Source organism: Prescottella subtropica, assembly GCF_005434945.1.
Lineage (GTDB): Bacteria > Actinomycetota > Actinomycetes > Mycobacteriales > Mycobacteriaceae > Prescottella > Prescottella subtropica.
Genome location: NZ_SKCH01000001.1, coordinates 393,581 through 411,354 on the forward strand (window position 1 = coordinate 393,581; position 17,774 = coordinate 411,354).

At 68.9% G+C, this 17,774-nt stretch carries 17 protein-coding genes; 10 read left to right on the forward strand and 7 right to left on the reverse strand.

Annotated features, from left to right (window positions below; genetic code table 11):
* Positions 1 to 184: 184 nt before the first annotated feature.
* Complete coding sequence (locus E0497_RS01795) at positions 185 to 1,357, forward strand: acyl-CoA dehydrogenase family protein (protein WP_137723047.1); 1,173 nt, start codon at positions 185 to 187, stop codon at positions 1,355 to 1,357.
* 39 nt (positions 1,358 to 1,396) lie between these two features.
* A complete protein-coding gene (gene bphC / locus E0497_RS01800) occupies positions 1,397 to 2,302 on the forward strand; it encodes a biphenyl-2,3-diol 1,2-dioxygenase (RefSeq protein WP_137723048.1) in 906 nt (301 codons plus the stop codon).
* A gap of 70 nt (positions 2,303 to 2,372) precedes the next feature.
* On the opposite strand, the gene E0497_RS01805 is transcribed toward bphC, so the two are convergent.
* From E0497_RS01805 to E0497_RS01820, 4 genes are all read right to left on the reverse strand, one after another.
* Complete coding sequence (locus E0497_RS01805) at positions 2,373 to 3,518, reverse strand: alpha/beta hydrolase (protein ID WP_170312830.1); 1,146 nt, start codon at positions 3,516 to 3,518, stop codon at positions 2,373 to 2,375.
* Positions 3,519 to 3,765: 247 nt separating this feature from the next.
* A complete protein-coding gene (locus tag E0497_RS01810; protein ID WP_137723049.1) occupies positions 3,766 to 4,557 on the reverse strand; it encodes an SDR family NAD(P)-dependent oxidoreductase in 792 nt (263 codons plus the stop codon).
* Positions 4,558 to 4,585: 28 nt separating this feature from the next.
* Positions 4,586 to 4,849: a hypothetical protein gene (locus E0497_RS01815; protein ID WP_137723050.1), complete on the reverse strand. Its 264-nt coding sequence runs from the start codon at positions 4,847 to 4,849 to the stop codon at positions 4,586 to 4,588.
* A complete protein-coding gene (locus tag E0497_RS01820; RefSeq protein ID WP_137723051.1) occupies positions 4,830 to 5,987 on the reverse strand; it encodes a 3-ketosteroid-9-alpha-monooxygenase, oxygenase component in 1,158 nt (385 codons plus the stop codon). Before E0497_RS01820 ends, E0497_RS01815 begins: the two co-directional genes overlap by 20 nt.
* 302 nt (positions 5,988 to 6,289) lie before the next feature.
* On the opposite strand from E0497_RS01820, the gene hsaA reads away from it, so the two are divergent.
* The gene (gene hsaA, locus E0497_RS01825; protein WP_137723052.1) at positions 6,290 to 7,456 is read left to right on the forward strand and encodes a 3-hydroxy-9,10-secoandrosta-1,3,5(10)-triene-9,17-dione monooxygenase oxygenase subunit; all 1,167 of its coding nucleotides are present in this window, start codon (positions 6,290 to 6,292) and stop codon (positions 7,454 to 7,456) included.
* Positions 7,457 to 7,487: 31 nt separating this feature from the next.
* Here hsaA and E0497_RS01830 read toward each other — a convergent pair whose 3' ends face one another.
* Positions 7,488 to 9,032 carry an FAD-dependent oxidoreductase gene (locus E0497_RS01830; protein WP_137723053.1) on the reverse strand — a complete coding sequence of 515 codons (1,545 nt, stop codon included), beginning with the start codon at positions 9,030 to 9,032 and terminating at the stop codon, positions 7,488 to 7,490.
* A 209-nt stretch (positions 9,033 to 9,241) separates the two neighbouring features.
* Between E0497_RS01830 and E0497_RS01835 the strand changes: the two genes are divergently transcribed.
* The 6 genes from E0497_RS01835 (at position 9,242) to E0497_RS01860 (ending at position 16,291) form a co-directional block, all read left to right on the forward strand.
* Positions 9,242 to 9,871, forward strand: coding sequence for a TetR/AcrR family transcriptional regulator (locus tag E0497_RS01835; RefSeq protein ID WP_137723054.1), 630 nt, complete (start codon positions 9,242 to 9,244; stop codon positions 9,869 to 9,871).
* Positions 9,872 to 10,107: 236 nt separating this feature from the next.
* Entirely contained in the window at positions 10,108 to 11,271 is a 1,164-nt protein-coding gene (locus E0497_RS01840; protein ID WP_137723055.1) for a steroid 3-ketoacyl-CoA thiolase, read from the forward strand.
* Between the two features lie 90 nt (positions 11,272 to 11,361).
* Entirely contained in the window at positions 11,362 to 13,551 is a 2,190-nt protein-coding gene (locus E0497_RS01845) for an acyl-CoA dehydrogenase family protein (protein ID WP_137723056.1), read from the forward strand.
* 12 nt (positions 13,552 to 13,563) lie between these two features.
* Positions 13,564 to 14,769: a lipid-transfer protein gene (locus E0497_RS01850; protein ID WP_137723057.1), complete on the forward strand. Its 1,206-nt coding sequence runs from the start codon at positions 13,564 to 13,566 to the stop codon at positions 14,767 to 14,769.
* Entirely contained in the window at positions 14,769 to 15,641 is an 873-nt protein-coding gene (locus E0497_RS01855) for a MaoC/PaaZ C-terminal domain-containing protein (protein ID WP_137723058.1), read from the forward strand. Before E0497_RS01850 ends, E0497_RS01855 begins: the two co-directional genes overlap by 1 nt.
* On the forward strand, positions 15,641 to 16,291 hold the full coding sequence (locus E0497_RS01860) for a PaaI family thioesterase (protein WP_137723164.1): 651 nt from the start codon (positions 15,641 to 15,643) through the stop codon (positions 16,289 to 16,291). Before E0497_RS01855 ends, E0497_RS01860 begins: the two co-directional genes overlap by 1 nt.
* A 90-nt stretch (positions 16,292 to 16,381) precedes the next feature.
* Here E0497_RS01860 and E0497_RS20375 read toward each other — a convergent pair whose 3' ends face one another.
* Positions 16,382 to 16,537: a hypothetical protein gene (locus E0497_RS20375; protein ID WP_161987377.1), complete on the reverse strand. Its 156-nt coding sequence runs from the start codon at positions 16,535 to 16,537 to the stop codon at positions 16,382 to 16,384.
* Between the two features lie 165 nt (positions 16,538 to 16,702).
* Here E0497_RS20375 and E0497_RS01865 point away from each other — a divergent pair, with 165 nt between their 5' ends.
* Positions 16,703 to 17,092, forward strand: a complete 390-nt coding sequence (locus E0497_RS01865; protein ID WP_137723059.1) for a VOC family protein — start codon at positions 16,703 to 16,705, stop codon at positions 17,090 to 17,092.
* On the opposite strand, the gene E0497_RS01870 is transcribed toward E0497_RS01865, so the two are convergent.
* A complete protein-coding gene (locus E0497_RS01870; RefSeq protein WP_241665655.1) occupies positions 17,029 to 17,766 on the reverse strand; it encodes an AraC family transcriptional regulator in 738 nt (245 codons plus the stop codon). The two genes, E0497_RS01865 and E0497_RS01870, sit on opposite strands and share 64 nt — an antisense overlap.
* Between the last annotated feature and the right edge of the window lie 8 nt (positions 17,767 to 17,774).

Genomic DNA, 17,774 nt, shown 5'->3' on the forward strand with positions numbered 1-17,774 from the left:
GATCAGTGCGAGGCCGACACGCTCCGGCGCGCTTCGGCACACGCTGACCCCCACTCCGCATCCGGTCACCGACCGGATGCGGAGCGGGAGGACAAAGAGACCAATTGCTCTGGAACGCAGTGGGTCCGTCCGTGAGAATTGACCCGCGTCGCCGTGGGATCGACACAGAGAGGGCTGGTTAGCCATGGGTCAGGTTTTGGACAACATCATGCAGTTCGCGGACGAGATCCGCGCCGAGGGCGTCGAGGGCGAAAAGCTCATGCGCCTGTCGGACGGCAACGCGAAGCGTCTGCGTGATTCCGGCGTCATCCGGATGCTGCAGCCGAAGGAGTTCGGCGGCCTCGAGGCGCACCCGCGTGAGTTCGCCGAGACGGCGATGGGCATCGGCGCCATCGACGGCTCCACCGGCTGGGTCTCCGGCATCGTCGGCGTGCACCCGTGGGAGATGGCGTTCTTCGATCCCAAGGCGCAGCAGGAGGTCTGGGGCGAGGACGTCAACACCTGGATCGCTTCGCCGTACGCCCCCATGGGTGTCGCGGTCCCCGTCGACGGCGGCTACATCCTCAACGGCCGCTGGTCGTTCTCCACCGGCAACGACCACTGCGAGTGGGTCATGATCGGCGCCGCTCTCGGCGACAAGGACGGCAAGCGCACCGGTAAGAACCTGCACGTGCTGGTCCCCAAGTCGGACTACACGGTCGACCACGACAGCTGGAACGTCGTCGGCCTGCGCGGCACCGGCTCGAAGGACTTCGTCGTCAAGGATGCGTTCCTGCCCGAGTACCGCACGATCGACGCCGACATCGTCCTGCAGGGCAACGGCGCCGCACACGCCGGCCGCGACGAGACGCTGTACAAGTTCCCGTTCTCGTGCATCTTCCCGCTCGGTATCTCGTCGTCGCTGATCGGCATGGCCGAGGGCGGACTCGGCCTGTACATCGCCATGCAGAAGGAGCGCGTCGCGGTCACCGGCATCCCGATCAAGGACGACCCGTACGTCATGTACGCCATCGGTCAGGCCGCGGACGAGATCAATGCGTCGCGGGTCGCGATCCTCGAGACCGTCGACCGGTTCTGGGACAAGACCGAGAAGGGCGAGAAGATCTCGTTCGAGGAGCGGGCGATCGGTCGCCGCACCCAGACGAACGCCGCGTGGCGTGCCGTCAGCGCCCTCGACGAGGTCTTCGCCCGCGCCGGTGGCGGTGCCATGAAGGTGACGCTGCCGCTGCAGCGTTTCTGGCGTGACGCGCACGTCGGCCTCACCCACGCCATCCACGTGCCCGGTTCGATCAACCACGCATCGGCGCTCACGCAGCTCGGTGGCGAGCCGCAGGGCGTCCACCGCTCGATGATCTGATCGCAGCCCTCTGCATTCCACACTCAGGGACGGATTGATATGACGGAAATTCGGGGTCTCGGATACCTCAGGATTCAGACGCAGGACGTGGCCCGCTGGCGCGAGCTCGTCGTCGACGGCCTCGGCATGTCGGTCGGCCAGGGCCCGGAGGAGGACGGCCTGTACCTGCGGATCGACGAGCGGCGTGCCCGCCTCGTCGTCCTGCCGGGCGAGTCCGACAAGGCCCTCGCCGTCGGCTGGGAGGTGCGTGACGAGTTCGCCCTCGAGCGTGTCCGTGAGGCCGTCGAGAAGGCCGGCGTCCAGGTCGACGTCCTCTCCGCGGAGGAATCGCTGTACCGCGACGCCGAGAAGGTCATCGCGTTCGACGACCCGGCCGGTACCCGCGTCGAGGTGTTCTTCGGACCGGTCCTCGACCACAGCCCGATCGTCACCCCGTTCGGTGGCCGCTGGATCACCGGCGACCAGGGCCTCGGCCACGTCGTGCTGCCGACCCCGAAGTTCGCCGAGTCGTACGCCTTCTACACCGAGGTGCTCGGCTTCCTGCCGCGCGGCGCGGTCCGCCTGCAGGACGGCGTCAACCGCGTCCGGTTCCTCGGCGTCAACCAGCGCCACCACAGCCTCGCGCTGTGCCCGGCGCCGGAGAGCGACGAGCCCGGCATGGTCCACCTCATGACGGAGGTCGACACCCTCGACGCCGTCGGCCAGGCACTCGACCGCGTCGCGAAGCTCGGCTTCACGATCTCGTCGACCCTGGGCCGCCACACCAACGACAAGATGGTGTCGTTCTACGTGCGCGCCCCCGGCGGCTGGGACCTCGAGTTCGGCACCGAAGGCTCGCTCGTCGACGAGCGGTACTACACGGCCGAAGAGATCACCGCCGACAGCTACTGGGGCCACGACTGGTCGGCCTCCGAACCGCTGAAGGCGTTCATCCCGAAGGCCTGATCACCAGGAACCCGACAAGGGCCCCGCACGGAATCATCCGTGCGGGGCCCCTTTCGTGCGGCGACCGGTGTCAGGCCGGCAGATCCAGCGACTTCGCGAGCGTCGGCCACGCCTTCGGCAGCCGGTCCCGCCAGTACGACCAGCCGTGGATGCCCTGCATCTCGTAGTCGACGGTGGCGGGGATCTTCGCGCGGGACAGGGCGGCGCCGAGACGCTGCGTGCACGCGTTGGACATCGCCTCGATCGGCCCGCCGATGAACACCCGGTCGACGAAGTCCGACGCGCCCGGTGTCTCGTACTTGCCGGGGATACCGGTGGCGGTGGAGACGTAGATGTCCATGCCGCGCAACGCGTCCACGTTGCGGACGGTGTCGTGGGCCGCCCATTCGGGGCCGCCGATCTCGCCCCACATGTTGGCTGGGTCGCCGCCGCGCGACGACACCGTCGACTGGACGCTGATCCGGCCGAGGTCGTCGGTGGTGGAGTAGCAGCCGCTGAACACGGCGATGCCGCGGTACATGCCGGGATGCCGGTGTGCCAGCATCATCGCGCCTTGCGCGCCCATCGACAGGCCGAGCAGCGACTTGGTCTCGTTGGCTTTCAGTCGTTCCTCCAGCAGCGGCGGCAGCTCCTCGGTGATGAAGGTTTCCCACTTGTGCAGTCCCACACCGGGATCGATGCGATCCCAGTCGGTGTACATGCCGGACACGCCGCCGTTGATCATGACGACGTTGACGTTCTTGTCGGCGAAGAACTCCGGGACACCGCCCATCGTCACCCAGCCGCTGGTGTCCTCGCCGGCGTCGACACCTTCGAGCGCGTAGATCGACGGTCGTGGCACCGAGTTGTCCTTCGGTAGCAGCACTTCCACACCGACCTCGCGGTGCAGGGCAGGGGAGGCCACGGTGAAGCGGACCAGCCGATCCGTCTTCTGTTCCTCATGGACGATCGCGGCGGTGGTGATGTCGTCCCGCAGTTCCGGCAGCGGCGGATGCTCGTTCTGCCACGGGCCGGGGATGAGCGAGCCGGCGCTGACACTGCCGCCGTCGGAGCTGGCGCCGCTGGATCCGGCGGCGCTACCGAAACTGCCTGCACTGCCGGGGGAGGCGACGGCCGTGCCGGCCAGCGGCAGGGCGGCCAGCACGGCGAGCGACAGGCCGAGCGCGCCGCGCCCGGCTCGGCGCAGCGACGTGCGCATCGGATCGGAACCCCACATCAGTACGAACCCCCATCGGTCGGGAAGCCAAGCTCAGGAACGAAAATGCACCGTAAGGTACCGCGCCGGACCTGCTCGTGAAGTCGATTCGCGCAGGATATGTTCCGGGTCACGGCTGGAATCCTGCACGAGCGGATCAGTGTCACCACCTCGCCGGGGCCGTGCAACGGTCCGGTGACCAGTTCGGATGCGAAGACGGCTGTGGCCGCGACCCTCGCGGGTCGCGGCCACAGCCGTACACGTGAATCTACTTGCGGTTGAGGAGCTTGCGCATCGCCTCGGCCGCGCCCTTGACCATCTTGTCGCGGGGGAAGCCGCTGCGCTTGACCGCAGCCTCGTAGTTGCCGCCCGCAACCCACACGGGGCCGTCGGCGAGGTGCTCGAGGCCCTCGCGGGCCGCGTCCTCCGGTTCCTGGACGATCATGCCCGGGATGTCGAAGTTGAGGCCGGCGCGGATCATCGCCGGGGTGCGGGTGACACCCAGGATGAACTCGACGACGTGGACGCCGTACGGCTCGAGCTCGAGCCACAGCGACTCCGCGAACACCCGGCTGAACGCCTTCGACGCCGCGTAGATGCTCTGGTGCTCGGAGCCCATGTAGCCGGCCAGCGACCCGAGCAGCATGATGCCGCCGCGGCCGCGTTCCTTCATCAGCCCACCGAAGTGGTGCGACAGCTCGAGCTGCTTACCGATGTTGAGCGCGATGACCCCGTTGAAGCCCGACAGGTCACCGGAGACGAACTCGTGGCCGTAGCTGTTGGCGCCGGCGTTGAAGATCAGCAGGCCGACCTCGACGTCGTCGGTGGCGTTGCGGATCTGGTCCATCGCGTCGGCGGCCAGCAGGTCCAGCGCGAGGGTGCGGACCTCGACGCCGTGCGAGCGCACCTTCTCCGCGGTCTCCTCGAGCGGGCCCGGCTTGCGGGCGATGAGCACGAGGTTCAGACCGGCCTGCGCGAGCTCGTCGGCGAAACCGGCGCCGACACCCTCGGAGCCACCGGCGATGACGGCCCACGGGCCGTACTGGTTCTTGTCGATCATGAACGATCCTTCTCGTGGGCAGGTCGACTCAGTGGTCGACGACCTGCGGGGTGGGCACCGGGTCCTCGTTGGTGATGTCCAGACGGCCGTCGAGCGCCGCCTTCTGGATGGTGGCACTGAGCGACTCGCATCGCATCACCGGCGCGCCGGGCCGGCCTTCACGGCCGACCCACTCGTGGATCTCCTGGCACGCCTGCTGGGCGGCCTCGTTCCACTGCACGGCGGTGTGTTCCCAGCTGTGCTTCTGGACCTGCACGCAGGCCCCGCAGCGGTCACACTCCAGCGGCTGCATTCTCCTGAGCCTTCCGTTCGAGGTTGGCGTCCACTTCCTTGCGCCATGCGGCGACGGCCTTCGTGGTGTCCATCTCGTGCTCGAAGCGGTCGGTCATGTCGGCCGTCACGTCGGCGCGGTCGACGTAGAACTGGTCGTACCAGCGGCGCAGCTGGTAGACCGGGCCGTCCTCCTCGCACAGCAGCGGGTTCTCGATCCGGGTCTTGTTCTTCCAGATCGCGATGTCCTGCTCGAAGCCCTTGGCGATGAACGTGCCGAAGTTCTTCGCCATGTCGGCGGCGGCGGTGCCCTGGAACTTCTCGGACTTCTTGACGATGATGCCGTACATCAGCACGAACTTGTCCGGGCTGACCGGGTAGTGGCAGTTCAGCAGGATCGACTCGACGTTGTGGTCCTCGTACTCGTAGACCAGGTCGTCGATCATGAACGACGGGCCGAAGTACGACGCGGCAGAGTTGCTGCCCTTCATCTTCGGGGTGCCGGCGGCGTGCGGGCGCTCGTCCTCACGGGCGGTGCCGCGCATGAACTGGCTGGCGACCTGACCCTCGAAGACGTTCTTGAAGAACGTCGGGAACGAGTAGTGCACGTAGAAGAAGTGCGCCATGTCGACGATGTTGTCGACGATCTCGCGGCAGTTGGTGTCGACCTCGGTGGTGAACCAGACCCAGTCGGACCACTCGTCGCTCAGCGCGCCCTCGATGCGAGGGATGTACATGTCCTCGTCGGTCGGTGCCTTGCCCTCGGGGTCGTGCCAGACGAACAGCATGCCGTCCTGGTCCAGGGTGGGCCATGCGCGAGTCTTCGCGATCGGGGGGACGCGGCGCGCGTAGGGGATCGAGGTGCAGCGGCCGTTGCCGCCCCAGCGCCAGTCGTGGAACGGACATGCGACGGAGTCGCCCTTGATCTGGCCCTGGCTCAGGTCACCACCCATGTGACGGCAGTAGGCGTCGAGGATCTTCAGGTCGCCCTTGCTGTCGGCGAAGACGACGAGCTTGGTGCCGAACGCCTCGATCGAGTGCGGCTTGCCGTCCTTGAAGGACTCGGACAGGCCGAGGCAGTGCCAGCCGCGGGCGAAGCGGGTGGGGGCGTCGCCGGCGACGATTTCGCGGACTTCGGCTTCTTCGGACTTGAGCGTCACTTCGTCCGTCCTTTCAGGGAATGCGTGTCGAGTTCGAGAGCGTTCGAAGATCGAGCGCCTGCCGCCGGTGGCGTCCTATGTGCAGGATGCACACCTGTGGCATCTGACCGACACGGTAGGTGACTGCGGTCACCCGGGACTTCATGGTCCCACTGGCCGGGACCGTCGGAGGGCGGAACCGTCGGCCCGCCCGATTCGTACGAACAGGACTCCCACGGGACGGGCGGCTCGTCTCCGGCCCTACCATGCGAGGACCCCCATCTGCGACAGCCGACCCGACCGGGGTCGAAGAGGAGAACCACATGGCCCGCGAGGTTCTGCAGTCGGTCCGCGAGTTGCTGCCCGCCATCGCCGAACGTGCACAGACCGTCGACGAATCCCGTCGCGTCTCCGACCAGACGATCCAGGATCTGAGTGCCGCCGGGGTGTTCCGGATGCTCCAGCCCGCCCGCTACGGCGGATTCGAATCGAATCCGGTCGAGTTCTACGAGGTGGTTCGCGCGATCTCGGGAGTGTGTGGGTCGACGGGCTGGGTGACGGCCGTGCTCGGCGTGCACCCGTGGCATCTGGCGTTGTTCGACGCCCGCGTGCAGGACGACGTGTGGGGGCAGGACAGCTCGGTGCTGGTGTCGTCGGCGTACGCGCCGGTCGGGGAGCTGGTGCCGGTCGACGGCGGCTACGAACTGAGCGGGACGTGGCGGTTCTCGTCGGGCTGCGACCACGCGTCGTGGGCGCTGCTCGGCGGCCTCGTCGTCGGCGACGAGGGCCGGCCCGTCGACTTCATGACGGTGATGGTGCCGCGCACCGACTACCGGATCAACGACGTGTGGGACGTCGTCGGCCTGCGCGGCACCGCCAGCAACGAGATCACCGTGCAGAAGGCGTTCGTGCCGGAGTACCGGACCATCCGCAACTACGAGGTCGCGCAGCTGCGGGCCCCCGGCCACAAGGTGAACACGGCGCCGCTGTTCAAGCTGCCGTTCGCGGCGATCTTCACGAGCACCGTCGCCGCCCCGGTCGTGGGGACGGTCGCCGGCTGCTACGAGCAGTATCTGGCCGCGATGCGCGACCGGGTCCGGCTCAGCCTCGGTGGTGGACGGTTCGCGGAGGACCAGTTCGCGCAGGTCGCGGTCGCGCGGGCGTCGTCGGAGATCGATGCGGCGATCCTGCAGATGGACCGCAACATCCGGGAGTTGTACGAGCTGGCGCAGGCCGGTGAGCCGCTGCCGATGAGCATGCGGCTGCGGGTGCGCCGCGACCAGGTGCGGGCCGCCGAACGGGCCCTCGAGGCCATCGACCTGCTGTTCAAGACCGCGGGCGGCAACTCGCTCGGCCGCGGCAACCCGATCGAGCGGGCGTGGCGGGACGCGCACGCGGGCAGCGTGCACGTCGCCAACGACGCCGAACGCGCCCTCTCCCTGTACGGGCGGGGCGCGTTCGGGCTGCCGGTCGAGGACAACCTGGTCTGAGTGCGACCGGGTCGTCCCCGACCGGGGCGGATCAGTTCGCCAGCATGTGGGCGACGGCGCGGTAGCCGAACACCATCGCGGTGCCCAGCGGCACACCCGGGCCCGGGTACACCTTGCCGCTGACCGAGGCGCTGGTGTTGCCGGCCGCGTACAGGCCGTCGATCGCGGTGCCGTCGGCGGTGAGGACGCGGGCGTCGGCGTCGGTGACCAGGCCGCCCTTGGTGCCCAGGTCGCTGAGCACGATCTTCGCGGCGTAGAACGGGCCGGTCTCGATCGCGGTCAGCGCGTTGTTGGGGCCACCGTTCGGCGGGCAGAAGAACGCGTCGTACGGGTCCTCGCCGCGGTGGAACTGCTCGTCCACACCGTGCTTGGCGAAGTCGTTGAACTGCTCGACGGTCGCGCGCAGGGCGTCCGCGGGGATGCCGACCTTCCCGGCCAGCTCGTCGAGGGTGTCCGCCGACACCCACACGCCGGCGTCGAGCAGGGTGGCGGGCGGGGTGTTCGGCAGCGAGATCGCGGGCAGGCCGCCCTTCTCCCGCGAATCGAAGATCATGTACGACGGCAGCGTGCTGTTGTCGGCCGTCTCCCGGTCGTGGGCGTCCATCGCGCGACCGAACTGGTCGTAGGGCAGCGACTCGTTGAGGTAACGCTCACCCTTCTGGTCGACGAGGATGCCGCCGCGGACGCCGACCATGAACGCCGCCGAGCCGTCGGGCTGTGCGACGCCGGGGCAGAACCACGCCTGATCCATCAGATCGGTGGCCCCGCCGGCCGCGACACCGGCCGCGATCGGGGCGCCGGTGTTGGCACCGAACGGGCCCATGCTCCACGCGGCCTCACCGGGGGTGCCGGCGTCGGTGCGCATCTCCGGGTTGGCCTCGATGCCGCCGGCGGCCAGCAGCACGCCGCGGTTCGCCTTGATCCGGACCTGGCCGTCCTTCGTGTCGGCGACGACACCGACGACGCGGCCGTCCTCGATCACCAGCTCGGACATGTCGGTGTGGGTGCGCAGTTCGGCGTTGCCGGTACCCATGAACGCGGCCAGCAGGCGTCCGATCAGGGCGCGTCCGCCGATGAGCTTGCCGGGCGCATGCGTCTGCCCGGTGCGGTCCTGATCCAGCTCGGGGCGCACCACGGCGGCCAGGTCGCCGATGTCGGCGGGGTCGAGGTCGAGCGGGTTGATGGAGCGTCCGGCGTCCATCCGGCCCTCGGCCTTGTAGTAGTCGGGGAACGCGCGGTACTCGAACTGGATGTGCGGATCGCGCTCGAGGAACTCGACGACGACCGGGGCGGTGTCGACGTACGCGTCCTGGCGCACGGCCTCGGTGTCGCCGAGCAGGGCACGCAGGTAGGTGCGGGCGTTCTCGGTGGAGTCCTGCAGCCCGGCCCGCTCCTGAACCTGGGTGCCGGGCAACCAGATGGACGCGCCCGAGTACGAGGAGGTGCCGCCGACGAGGTCGGTCTTCTCCAGCACGATCGTGCGCAGCCCCTGCGCGGCAGCGGTGTACGCGCCGGTCAGCGCGCCGCCACCGGAGCCGACGACGACGACGTCGCACTCGGTTGTCCAGTCCGTCATGGTTGTGTCCTCCATATAATTCGGGTTCCATATGAACGCAATCGCACGTGCTTGTTCGGTGCAGCCGGACTCCCACTCAGCGGAAGCCCACCGGCCGGTTCGGTGACGTTCCGGTGTCGTGGGGGGTGTTCGCGTGCGTCCGTCGCGGTGCGCGACGATGGGATGACGCCGTTCGGTCGTCGAACGATGCAGAGAGTAGGGGGTCGGCGGTGCCGAGAGTTGCCGAGGCGCGGGACGCGGCCGAGCCGAGTTCGGCCGAACAGCGGGCGCGGTTCGCGCGCATGCTCGCGGCGGCGGCGCAGCTGGGTACCGAGAAGGAACTCGAGCGGGTGCAGATGCACGAGGTCGCGAAGCTCGCGGGCGTCGCGATCGGCACCCTCTACCGCTACTTCCCGTCGAAGACGCACCTGTTCGTCGCGGTCATGGTCGATCAGATCGACCAGATGGGGGAGGGGTTCGCGCGGCGCGCCCAGCCCGCGTCGACCCCGCAGGACGAGATCTTCGAGACGCTGCTGCGGGCCACCCGGTCCCTGATGCGGCAGCCGCTGCTGGCCACCGCGATGATCCAGGCGACGAGCACCGCGAAGGTCACCACGATCCCCGACGTCGCCCGCGTCGACCGCCAGTTCCGGGAGGTGCTGTTCGACGCCGCGGGGATCGAGCAGGTCACCGAGAGCGATTCGGTGCTGGTGCGCTTACTGGTCTCGACGTGGTTCGGGATCATCCAGTCGTGCCTCAACGGACGCAGTTCGGTGCCGGACGCCGAGGCCGATCTGCGGACGGCGTGCCGGCTGCTGCTCGCGGACCTGTCGAATGCGCGGACGCCGACGAATCTCTGACGCGGTGCGGGTACGAACGACCGTCGAAATTGAAATGAATTCTAGTTTTTGACGGTTGGCCTCGTGCCGAAAACCGATCGGTCCGTGCCGCATCGACGAGTCGTCGTGACGTGCTCCCGTCCTCCGGCGCCATTGCCCTGCCCGGGTAAGTAGAATACATTCCAGAAATGAACGAGTTGCAGTTCGGTGCAGCTCGTGGACCGCACGTATTCGCTGCACCCCAGGAGGAACTCTCCATGACCAACGTCGTCATCGTCGAGGCCGCCCGTACCCCCATCGGCCGCCGCCGCGGTCAGCTGGCGGGCCTGCACCCGGCCACGCTGCTCGGCTTCGCCCAGCGCGGTGTCCTCGAACGCGCAGGTGTCGCACCCGAGGAGATCGGACAGATCGTCGGTGGCGCCGTCACCCAGGCCGGCGAGCAGTCCAACAACGTCGCCCGCAACGCGTGGCTGCACGCCGGACTGCCCTACACCACCGCCGCCACCACCATCGACTGCGCGTGCGGTTCCTCCCAGCAGGCCGTCCACATGATCACGGGCCTCATCGCGTCCGGCCAGATCGACGCCGGCATCGGCTGCGGTGTCGAGATGATGAGCCGCGTCTTCCTCGGCCAGGCACTCGCCCCCGGCACCGGCATCCCGATCCCCGCGGACTGGTCCGTCGACATGCCCGACCAGTTCGTCGCCGCCGAGCGCATCGCCGCCAACCGCGGCATCAAGCGCGGTGACGTCGACGCCCTGGGCTTCGAGTCGCAGCGCCGCGCCGCACAGGCGTGGGCCGAGGGCCGCTTCGACCGCGAGATCATCCCCGTCGAGGCGCCCGTCGTCACCAAGGAAGGCGAGTACACCGGCGAGACCGCCACCGTCACCCGCGACGGCGGCCTGCGCGAGACCACCCTCGAGGGCCTCGCCGCACTCAAGCCGGTCATGGACGGCGGCATCCACACCGCCGGCAACTCGTCCCAGATCAGCGACGGCGCCGCCGCCGTGCTGCTCATGAGCGAGGAGAAGGCCGCCGCGCTCGGCCTGCGCCCGCGCGCCCGCATCGTCTCGGCCACCCTCGCCGGCTCCGACCCCTACTACCACCTCGACGGCCCCATCGACTCCACCCGCCAGGTCCTCGCCAAGGCCGGAATGTCGTTGGGTGACATCGACCTCGTCGAGATCAACGAGGCCTTCGCATCCGTCGCGCTGTCGTGGGCGCAGGTCCTCGACGCCGACATGAGCAAGGTCAACGTCAACGGCGGCGCCATCGCCCTCGGCCACCCCGTCGGCGCCACCGGTGCCCGCCTCATCACCACCGCACTGCACGAACTCGAGCGGTCCGACAAGTCCACCGGCCTGGTCACCATGTGCGCCGGCGGCGCCCTGTCCACCGCCACGATCATCGAGCGGGTCTAGGCGCCTTCGGCACCCGTGCGCCTTTTTGGTAGTACCAGCTACCAAAAAGGCGCACAGCGACCCACCTTCTTCTGATACCGAGGACTTTTCATGACCATTGGATTGAGTGACGAAGACCGCGAGCTTCGCGATTCCGTGCGTGGCTGGGCTGCGCGCTACGCCACCCCGGCCGTGATCCGGGAGGCAGACGAGGCGAAGGCCGAGGCGCGTCCCGCGTACTGGGGTTCGCTCGCCGAGCTCGGCATGCTGGGCCTGCACCTGCCCGAGGAGGTCGGCGGCGTCGGCTACGGCCTCGTCGAACTCGCGATCGTCGTCGAGGAACTCGGCCGCGCGATGGTGCCGGGACCGTTCCTGCCGACGGTCGTCGTCTCGACCGTTCTGCACGAGGCCGGCCGCACCGCCGACCTCGAGGGCCTGGCCGACGGCTCCACCTTCGGTGCTGTGGCCCTGCAGCCGGGCAGCCTGACGCTGACGCGTGACGGCGGCAAGGTCGTGCTGTCGGGTACGTCGAGCTTCGTGCTCGGCGGCCAGGTGGGCGACCTGTTCCTGCTCGCGGCGCGCGACGATCAGGGTGCGCTGGTGTTCGTCGCCGTCGACCGGGCTCGCCTGACGGTCACCGAGTTGCCCAGCCACGACGTGATCCGGCGCAACGCCGAGGTGGCAGTGGACGGCCTCGAGCTCGCCGACGGCGATGTGCTGGAACTCGATTCGCAGCGGATCCTCGACGTCGCGGCGACGCTGTTCGCGGCGGAGGCGTCGGGTCTGGCGGACTGGGCCACCACGACGGCCGCCGACTATGCGCGGGTGCGTCAGCAGTTCGGCCGGGTCATCGGCCAGTTCCAGGGCGTCAAGCACAAGGTCGCCCGCATGCTCAGCCTCGCCGAGCAGGCCCGCGTCACCGCGTGGGACGCGGCCCGCGCACTGCGCGAGGACGTGCCTGCCGAGGAGGCGTCGCTCGCGGCGGCCGTCGCCGGTGCGGTGGCCCTCGAGTCGGCGTTCCAGGTCACCAAGGACGCCATCCAGGTTCTCGGCGGCATCGGTTTCACGTGGGAGCACGACGCACACCTGTACCTGCGTCGCGCGCAGTCCCTGCGAATCCTGCTGGGCTCCACCGCATCCTGGAAGCGTCGGGTCGCGCAGCTGACGATCGACGGGGCCCGTCGCGTGCTCAGCATCGACCTGCCCGAGGAAGCCGAGCAGATCCGTGCCGACGTCCGCGCCGAGCTCGAGCCCGCGAAGGCCCTCGACGGTGACGCCCGCAAGGCGTACCTGGCGGAGAAGGGCTACACGTCGCCGCACCTGCCCGCCCCGTGGGGCAAGGGTGCGGACGCCGTCACCCAGCTCGTCATCGCCGAAGAGCTCCGCAGTGCGGACCTCGTCCCGCACGACATGATCATCGGCAACTGGGTCGTCCCGACGATCATCGCGCACGGCAACGCCGAGCAGACCGAGCGTTTCCTGCCCGGGTCGCTACGCGGTGACATCACCTGGTGCCAGCTGTTCTCGGAGCCGGGCGCCGGCTCCGACCTGGCGGGCCTGTCCACCAAGGCCACCAAGGTCGACGGCGGTTGGAAGCTCAACGGCCAGAAGGTGTGGACGTCGATGGCCCGCGAGGCCGACTGGGGCATCTGCCTGGCCCGCACCGACGCCGACGTGCCCAAGCACAAGGGTCTGTCGTACTTCCTCATCGACATCAAGAACAGTGGCCTCGACATCCGGCCGCTGCGCGAGATCACCGGTGAGGCCCTGTTCAACGAGGTGTTCCTCGACGACGTGTTCGTGCCGGACGACTGCCTGGTCGCCGAGCCCGGCGACGGCTGGAAGCTGGCCCGCACCACGCTCGCGAACGAGCGGGTGTCGCTGTCGCACGACTCGTCCCTCGGTTCGGGTGGCGAGGCGCTGCTCACGCTCGCCGACACGCTGCCCGGCGGCATCGACGCCGAACAGTTGACCGTTCTGGGCAAGGTGCTGTGCGACGCACAGTCCGGTGGCCTCATGGGTCTGCGCACGACGATGCGCTCGCTGTCCGGCGCGCAGCCGGGTGCCGAGTCGTCGATCGCGAAACTGCTGGGCGTCGAGCACATTCAGCAGGTGTGGGAAGTGGCGATGGACTGGGCCGGACCGTCGGCGCTGCTCGGCGAGCAGCACAGCAAGTCCGCCACGCAGATGTTCCTCAATTCGCAGTGCATGTCGATCGCGGGTGGTACGACGAATGTTCAGTTGAACATCATCGGCGAGCGGATCCTGGGTCTGCCGCGCGATCCCGAACCCGGAAAGTAGGACAACAGTCCCATGAATCGCACCTTCGTCGTCGGCGTCGGCATGACCAAGTTCGAGAAGATCGAGAGCCGTGACTGGGAGTACCCGGACATGGTCACCGAGGCCGTGGGCAAGGCGCTCACGGACGCGGGTATCGACTACTCGCAGGTTCAGCGTGCCGCCGCCGGCTACGTGTTCGGTGCGTCCACCGCGGGACAGCGGGCGCTGTACGAGACGGGTCTGACCGGGATCCCGATCGTCAACGTCAACAACAACTGTGCGACGGGGTCCACGGCCCTGCTCATGGCCCGCGAATGGGTCCAGGCAGGGTTCGTGGACTGCGCACTGGCCGTCGGCTTCGAGAAGATGACGAAGACGACGCTCACCGGTACCGGTGAGATGCCGAAGGTCACCACCCTCGACGACCAGCTGAAGGTCATGGTCGAGAAGCACGGCTGGGGCGGTGGCCCGATGACCGCGCAGTTGTTCGGCAACGCGGCGCTCGAGCACATGGAGCGCTACGGCACCACCGCCGAACAGATCGCGGCCGTCGCCGTGAAGAACCACCGGCATTCGGTGAACAACCCGTACGCGCAGTTCCGGGACGAGTACACCCTCGAGCAGGTGTTGGGCGACAAGATGATCCACGCGCCCCTCACTCGCTCGCAGTGCTCACCCACGTCCGACGGTGCCGGCGCGGCGATCGTGGTCAGTGAGAAGTTCGTGCGTGAGCACGGCCTCGAGGACCGGGCGGTCGAGATCGTCGCGCAGGCGCTCACGACCGACACCGACGAGGCGTTCGCCGACAAGTCGATGATCGACGTCGTCGGCGCACCCATGACGCGGGTCGCCGCCGAGCAGGTGTTCGCGCAGTCCGGGCTGTCGATCGACGACGTCGACGTCATCGAACTGCACGACTGTTTCGCGATCAACGAGATCATCACCTACGAGGGTCTCGGCCTGTGCGCACCCGGTGAGGGCGGCAAGCTCGTCGAATCCGGGGCCACCACGTACGGCGGGCGGGTCGTCGTCAATCCGTCCGGCGGTCTCATCTCGAAGGGGCACCCGCTCGGTGCCACCGGCCTCGCGCAGTGCGCGGAGCTGACGTGGCAGTTGCGCGGGCAGGCCGGTGCCCGTCAGGTCGAGGGTGCTTCGGTTGCCCTGCAACACAATCTGGGTCTCGGTGGGGCGTGCGTGATCACGCTGTACCGCGCCGGGACCATTTCTGAGGAGTCATAGTGCCCATTGATGTGAAGGCCGCACTGTCGGCCGAACCGACTGTGCGCGAGGCCAACTGGACCGAGCGTGACGTCCTGCTCTACCACCTGGGTCTCGGCGCCGGGGTGGACGCGCTCGACCCCGCCGAACTCGGCTGGGTGTACGAGAAGGGCCTGAAAGTTCTGCCCACGTTCGCGATGGTCGCCGGCCAGGGTGTCTCCGCCGGCACCCTGAAGCCGGCCGGCATGAACATGCCCGGCATCGACATCGACCTGCGCAAGATCCTGCACGCCGGCCAGTCGCTGACCCTGCACGCCCCGATCCCGACATCCGGTTCGGCGCTCGTTTCGTCCCGCGTCGCCGACGTGTGGGACAAGGGTAAGGCCGCGATGATCGTGCTCGAGCAGGCCGCCACCGATCTCGACGGAAACCCGTTGTGGACCACCGCCATGCAGATCTGGGCGCGCGGCGAGGGCGGCTTCGGCGGCGACGCCGGACCGGACGCCGTCAGCGCAGTCCCCGAGCGGGACGCCGACACGGTGCTGGTCTCGAAGACCGGCACCGCGCAGGCCCTCGTGTACCGGCTCAGCGCCGACATGAACCCGCTGCACGCCGACCCGTCGTTCGCGCAGATGGCCGGCTTCGACCGCCCCATCCTGCACGGGCTCGCGTCGTACGGCGTCGTGTGCAAGGCCGTCGTCGACGGGATGCTCGACGGCGATCCGTCCCGCGTGCAGAACTTCTCGGTGCGCTTCGCCGGATCGATCTACCCGGGCGAGACCATCGAGACGTCCGTCTGGCAGGACGGGAACACCCTCACCCTGCTCGCCACCTGCCCCGAGCGCGACGGCCAGCCGGTGCTCACCCACGCCACGATGGAGGTCCGCTCGTGATGGAGACCGGGGACCACCCCACCAAGCACTCACACCCGAACGGCACCGTTCTCACGTCGCCGCCGCAGGATGCCCCCGTCGACCGCGCCACCGCCGCGGCCCGCCGGCTCGTCGACGCGATGCTGCGCACCGACCGCGGTAACGCCAACCTCGACCGGGTCGCCGAGGAACTCGACAGCATCGTCGCGCACCTCGAGGACCACGCCCCCGCCGTCGCCGACCGCATGGTCGACATGTGGTCAGGGGAAGGCGTCACCCGGCACGACCCGATCACCGGTCCCGAGAACGCGATCGCCCCGCCGCTCGTCCTCGAGGGCCTCGAGGACGGCACCGTCCGCGGCATCGTCACCCTCACCCTGCCTTATCAGGGCCCTCCCGGATGCGTCCACGGCGGCGTCTCCGCGATGCTCCTCGACCACGTCCTCGGCGTCGCCAACGCCTGGGGCGGCAAGTCCGGTATGACCGCGCAGCTCAACACGCGCTACCACCGGCCCACCCCGCTGTTCGAGGAACTCACCATCACCGGCAAGCAGACCTCCGTCGACGGCCGCAAGATCCACACCGTCGGCGAGATCCGCAACGCCGCCGGCGAGGTCTGCGTCTCCGTCGAAGGCCTGTTCATCGAGGCCGGCGTGCCGCGCCCACGGTAGGTGCTCTGTTCCGTTTTTCAGCTGAAGGGACCCTTCGTACGCCCAGAGCGTACGAAGGGTCCCTTCAGCTGTTTCGGGGGGCGGTCCCGCTCAGCTGCCCGGCGCGTCGACGGCGCTGCCGTAGGAGCTGCCGAGGCTGCCGGTGGAGGTGCTGCCGAGGCTGCCGAGGCTGCCCGACGAGCTGCCGAGGCTGCCGGTGAACAGGGGTTGGACGAAGGCGGTGATCATGCCGGGGAGGTCGATCATGGGGTTTCCTTTCGGGGGTCGATCCGGTGAGTTCGGACGCATGAAACCCGACGGTCGGCCGGGCCGGGGGCTGATCCGGACGAATTCACCCCGGCTTCGCCTCGGGGTATCGGTTGACCGAAAGATCCAATCGCTGGGCCGGGCGGGGGCGCTAGCGTGTCCACCATGACTCCTCAGTTGAATGCGATCGGCCTGGTGACCGCCGATCTCGCTGCGTCCCTCCGCTTCTACCGGCTGCTCGGTCTGGACGTCCCCGGCGACGCCGAGTCGCAGCCGCATGTCGAGGTGGTCGCCGGCGGGGTGCGGCTCATGTGGGACACGGTCGCGACGGTGGAGTCGTTCGCGGGCCCGTACACGCCGCCGACGGGTGATGCGCGGGTCGCGTTGGCGTTCGCGTGCGCCGATCCGGCGGAGGTGGACGCGGTGTGGGCGCGTCTCTCCGACGCCGGTCACACGGGTGTCGAACCGTTCGACGCCCCGTGGGGGCAGCGCTATGCGACGGTTGTCGACCCGGACGGTAACGGGGTGGACCTGTTCGCGTCGCTGCCGTCCTGACGGAGTTCCCCGAACGGGCGGCCGGTGAGCCGCCGGGACTCGCGGATGAGGTGCGCCTGGTCGACGTACCCGCAGGCGGCGGCGACGTCGGCGGACGGTAGCCCACGCGCCGCCAGGTCGAGGGCACGCTGCAGTCGCAGGATCGCGGACAGTGTCTTGGGTCCGTACCCGAAGTTGCGGACGGCGAGGCGGTGCAGGGCCCGCGGTGACAGGCCGGTGGTGGCGGCGACGGCGGCGACGGGGGTGCCGGCCGCGAGCAGGTCGGCGGCCGCGGTCACCGCGGGATCCGGGGCCCCGACATCGGACAGGCGGGCGAGACCGAACGTCTCGAACGCGCCGGCCGCATCGCCGGGGTCGACGCAGCGGAGAGGAGATGCGCGCCGCCCGACGACGTCGTCGAGCGGCACTCGCAGATTCTGCAGATCAGACGCCGGTACCCCGAGCAGGTGGGGGAGCAGTCCGGGCGGAAATCGTAGCCCCACCGCAGGTCCGGGTGATGCGTCGACCGTGAACGGTTCCGTGTCCGGGCCGGCGACCAGGACGACACCGTCCCGCCACACCAGGTCCATACAGCCGTCGGGCAGCACCGATCCGGCGGTGGTGCGGTCGGTGCGCCACACCACCGCGCCGGGGATCACCCGGGAGGCCTGTTCGCGGTACACACCTTCAGTCAAGCACGGGG

What these genes read in the sequence shown, in the direction of transcription:
- E0497_RS01795 (WP_137723047.1), top strand. Translation starts at nt 185, where the DNA reads ATGGGTCAGGTTTTGGACAACATCATGCAGTTCGCGGACGAGATCCGC.
- bphC (WP_137723048.1), top strand. Translation starts at nt 1,397, where the DNA reads ATGACGGAAATTCGGGGTCTCGGATACCTCAGGATTCAGACGCAGGAC.
- E0497_RS01805 (WP_170312830.1), bottom strand. Translation starts at nt 3,518, where the DNA reads ATGTGGGGTTCCGATCCGATGCGCACGTCGCTGCGCCGAGCCGGGCGC.
- E0497_RS01810 (WP_137723049.1), bottom strand. Translation starts at nt 4,557, where the DNA reads ATGATCGACAAGAACCAGTACGGCCCGTGGGCCGTCATCGCCGGTGGC.
- E0497_RS01815 (WP_137723050.1), bottom strand. Translation starts at nt 4,849, where the DNA reads ATGCAGCCGCTGGAGTGTGACCGCTGCGGGGCCTGCGTGCAGGTCCAG.
- hsaA (WP_137723052.1), top strand. Translation starts at nt 6,290, where the DNA reads ATGGCCCGCGAGGTTCTGCAGTCGGTCCGCGAGTTGCTGCCCGCCATC.
- E0497_RS01830 (WP_137723053.1), bottom strand. Translation starts at nt 9,032, where the DNA reads ATGACGGACTGGACAACCGAGTGCGACGTCGTCGTCGTCGGCTCCGGT.
- E0497_RS01840 (WP_137723055.1), top strand. Translation starts at nt 10,108, where the DNA reads ATGACCAACGTCGTCATCGTCGAGGCCGCCCGTACCCCCATCGGCCGC.
- E0497_RS01845 (WP_137723056.1), top strand. Translation starts at nt 11,362, where the DNA reads ATGACCATTGGATTGAGTGACGAAGACCGCGAGCTTCGCGATTCCGTG.
- E0497_RS01850 (WP_137723057.1), top strand. Translation starts at nt 13,564, where the DNA reads ATGAATCGCACCTTCGTCGTCGGCGTCGGCATGACCAAGTTCGAGAAG.
- E0497_RS01860 (WP_137723164.1), top strand. Translation starts at nt 15,641, where the DNA reads ATGGAGACCGGGGACCACCCCACCAAGCACTCACACCCGAACGGCACC.
- E0497_RS20375 (WP_161987377.1), bottom strand. Translation starts at nt 16,537, where the DNA reads ATGATCGACCTCCCCGGCATGATCACCGCCTTCGTCCAACCCCTGTTC.
- E0497_RS01865 (WP_137723059.1), top strand. Translation starts at nt 16,703, where the DNA reads ATGACTCCTCAGTTGAATGCGATCGGCCTGGTGACCGCCGATCTCGCT.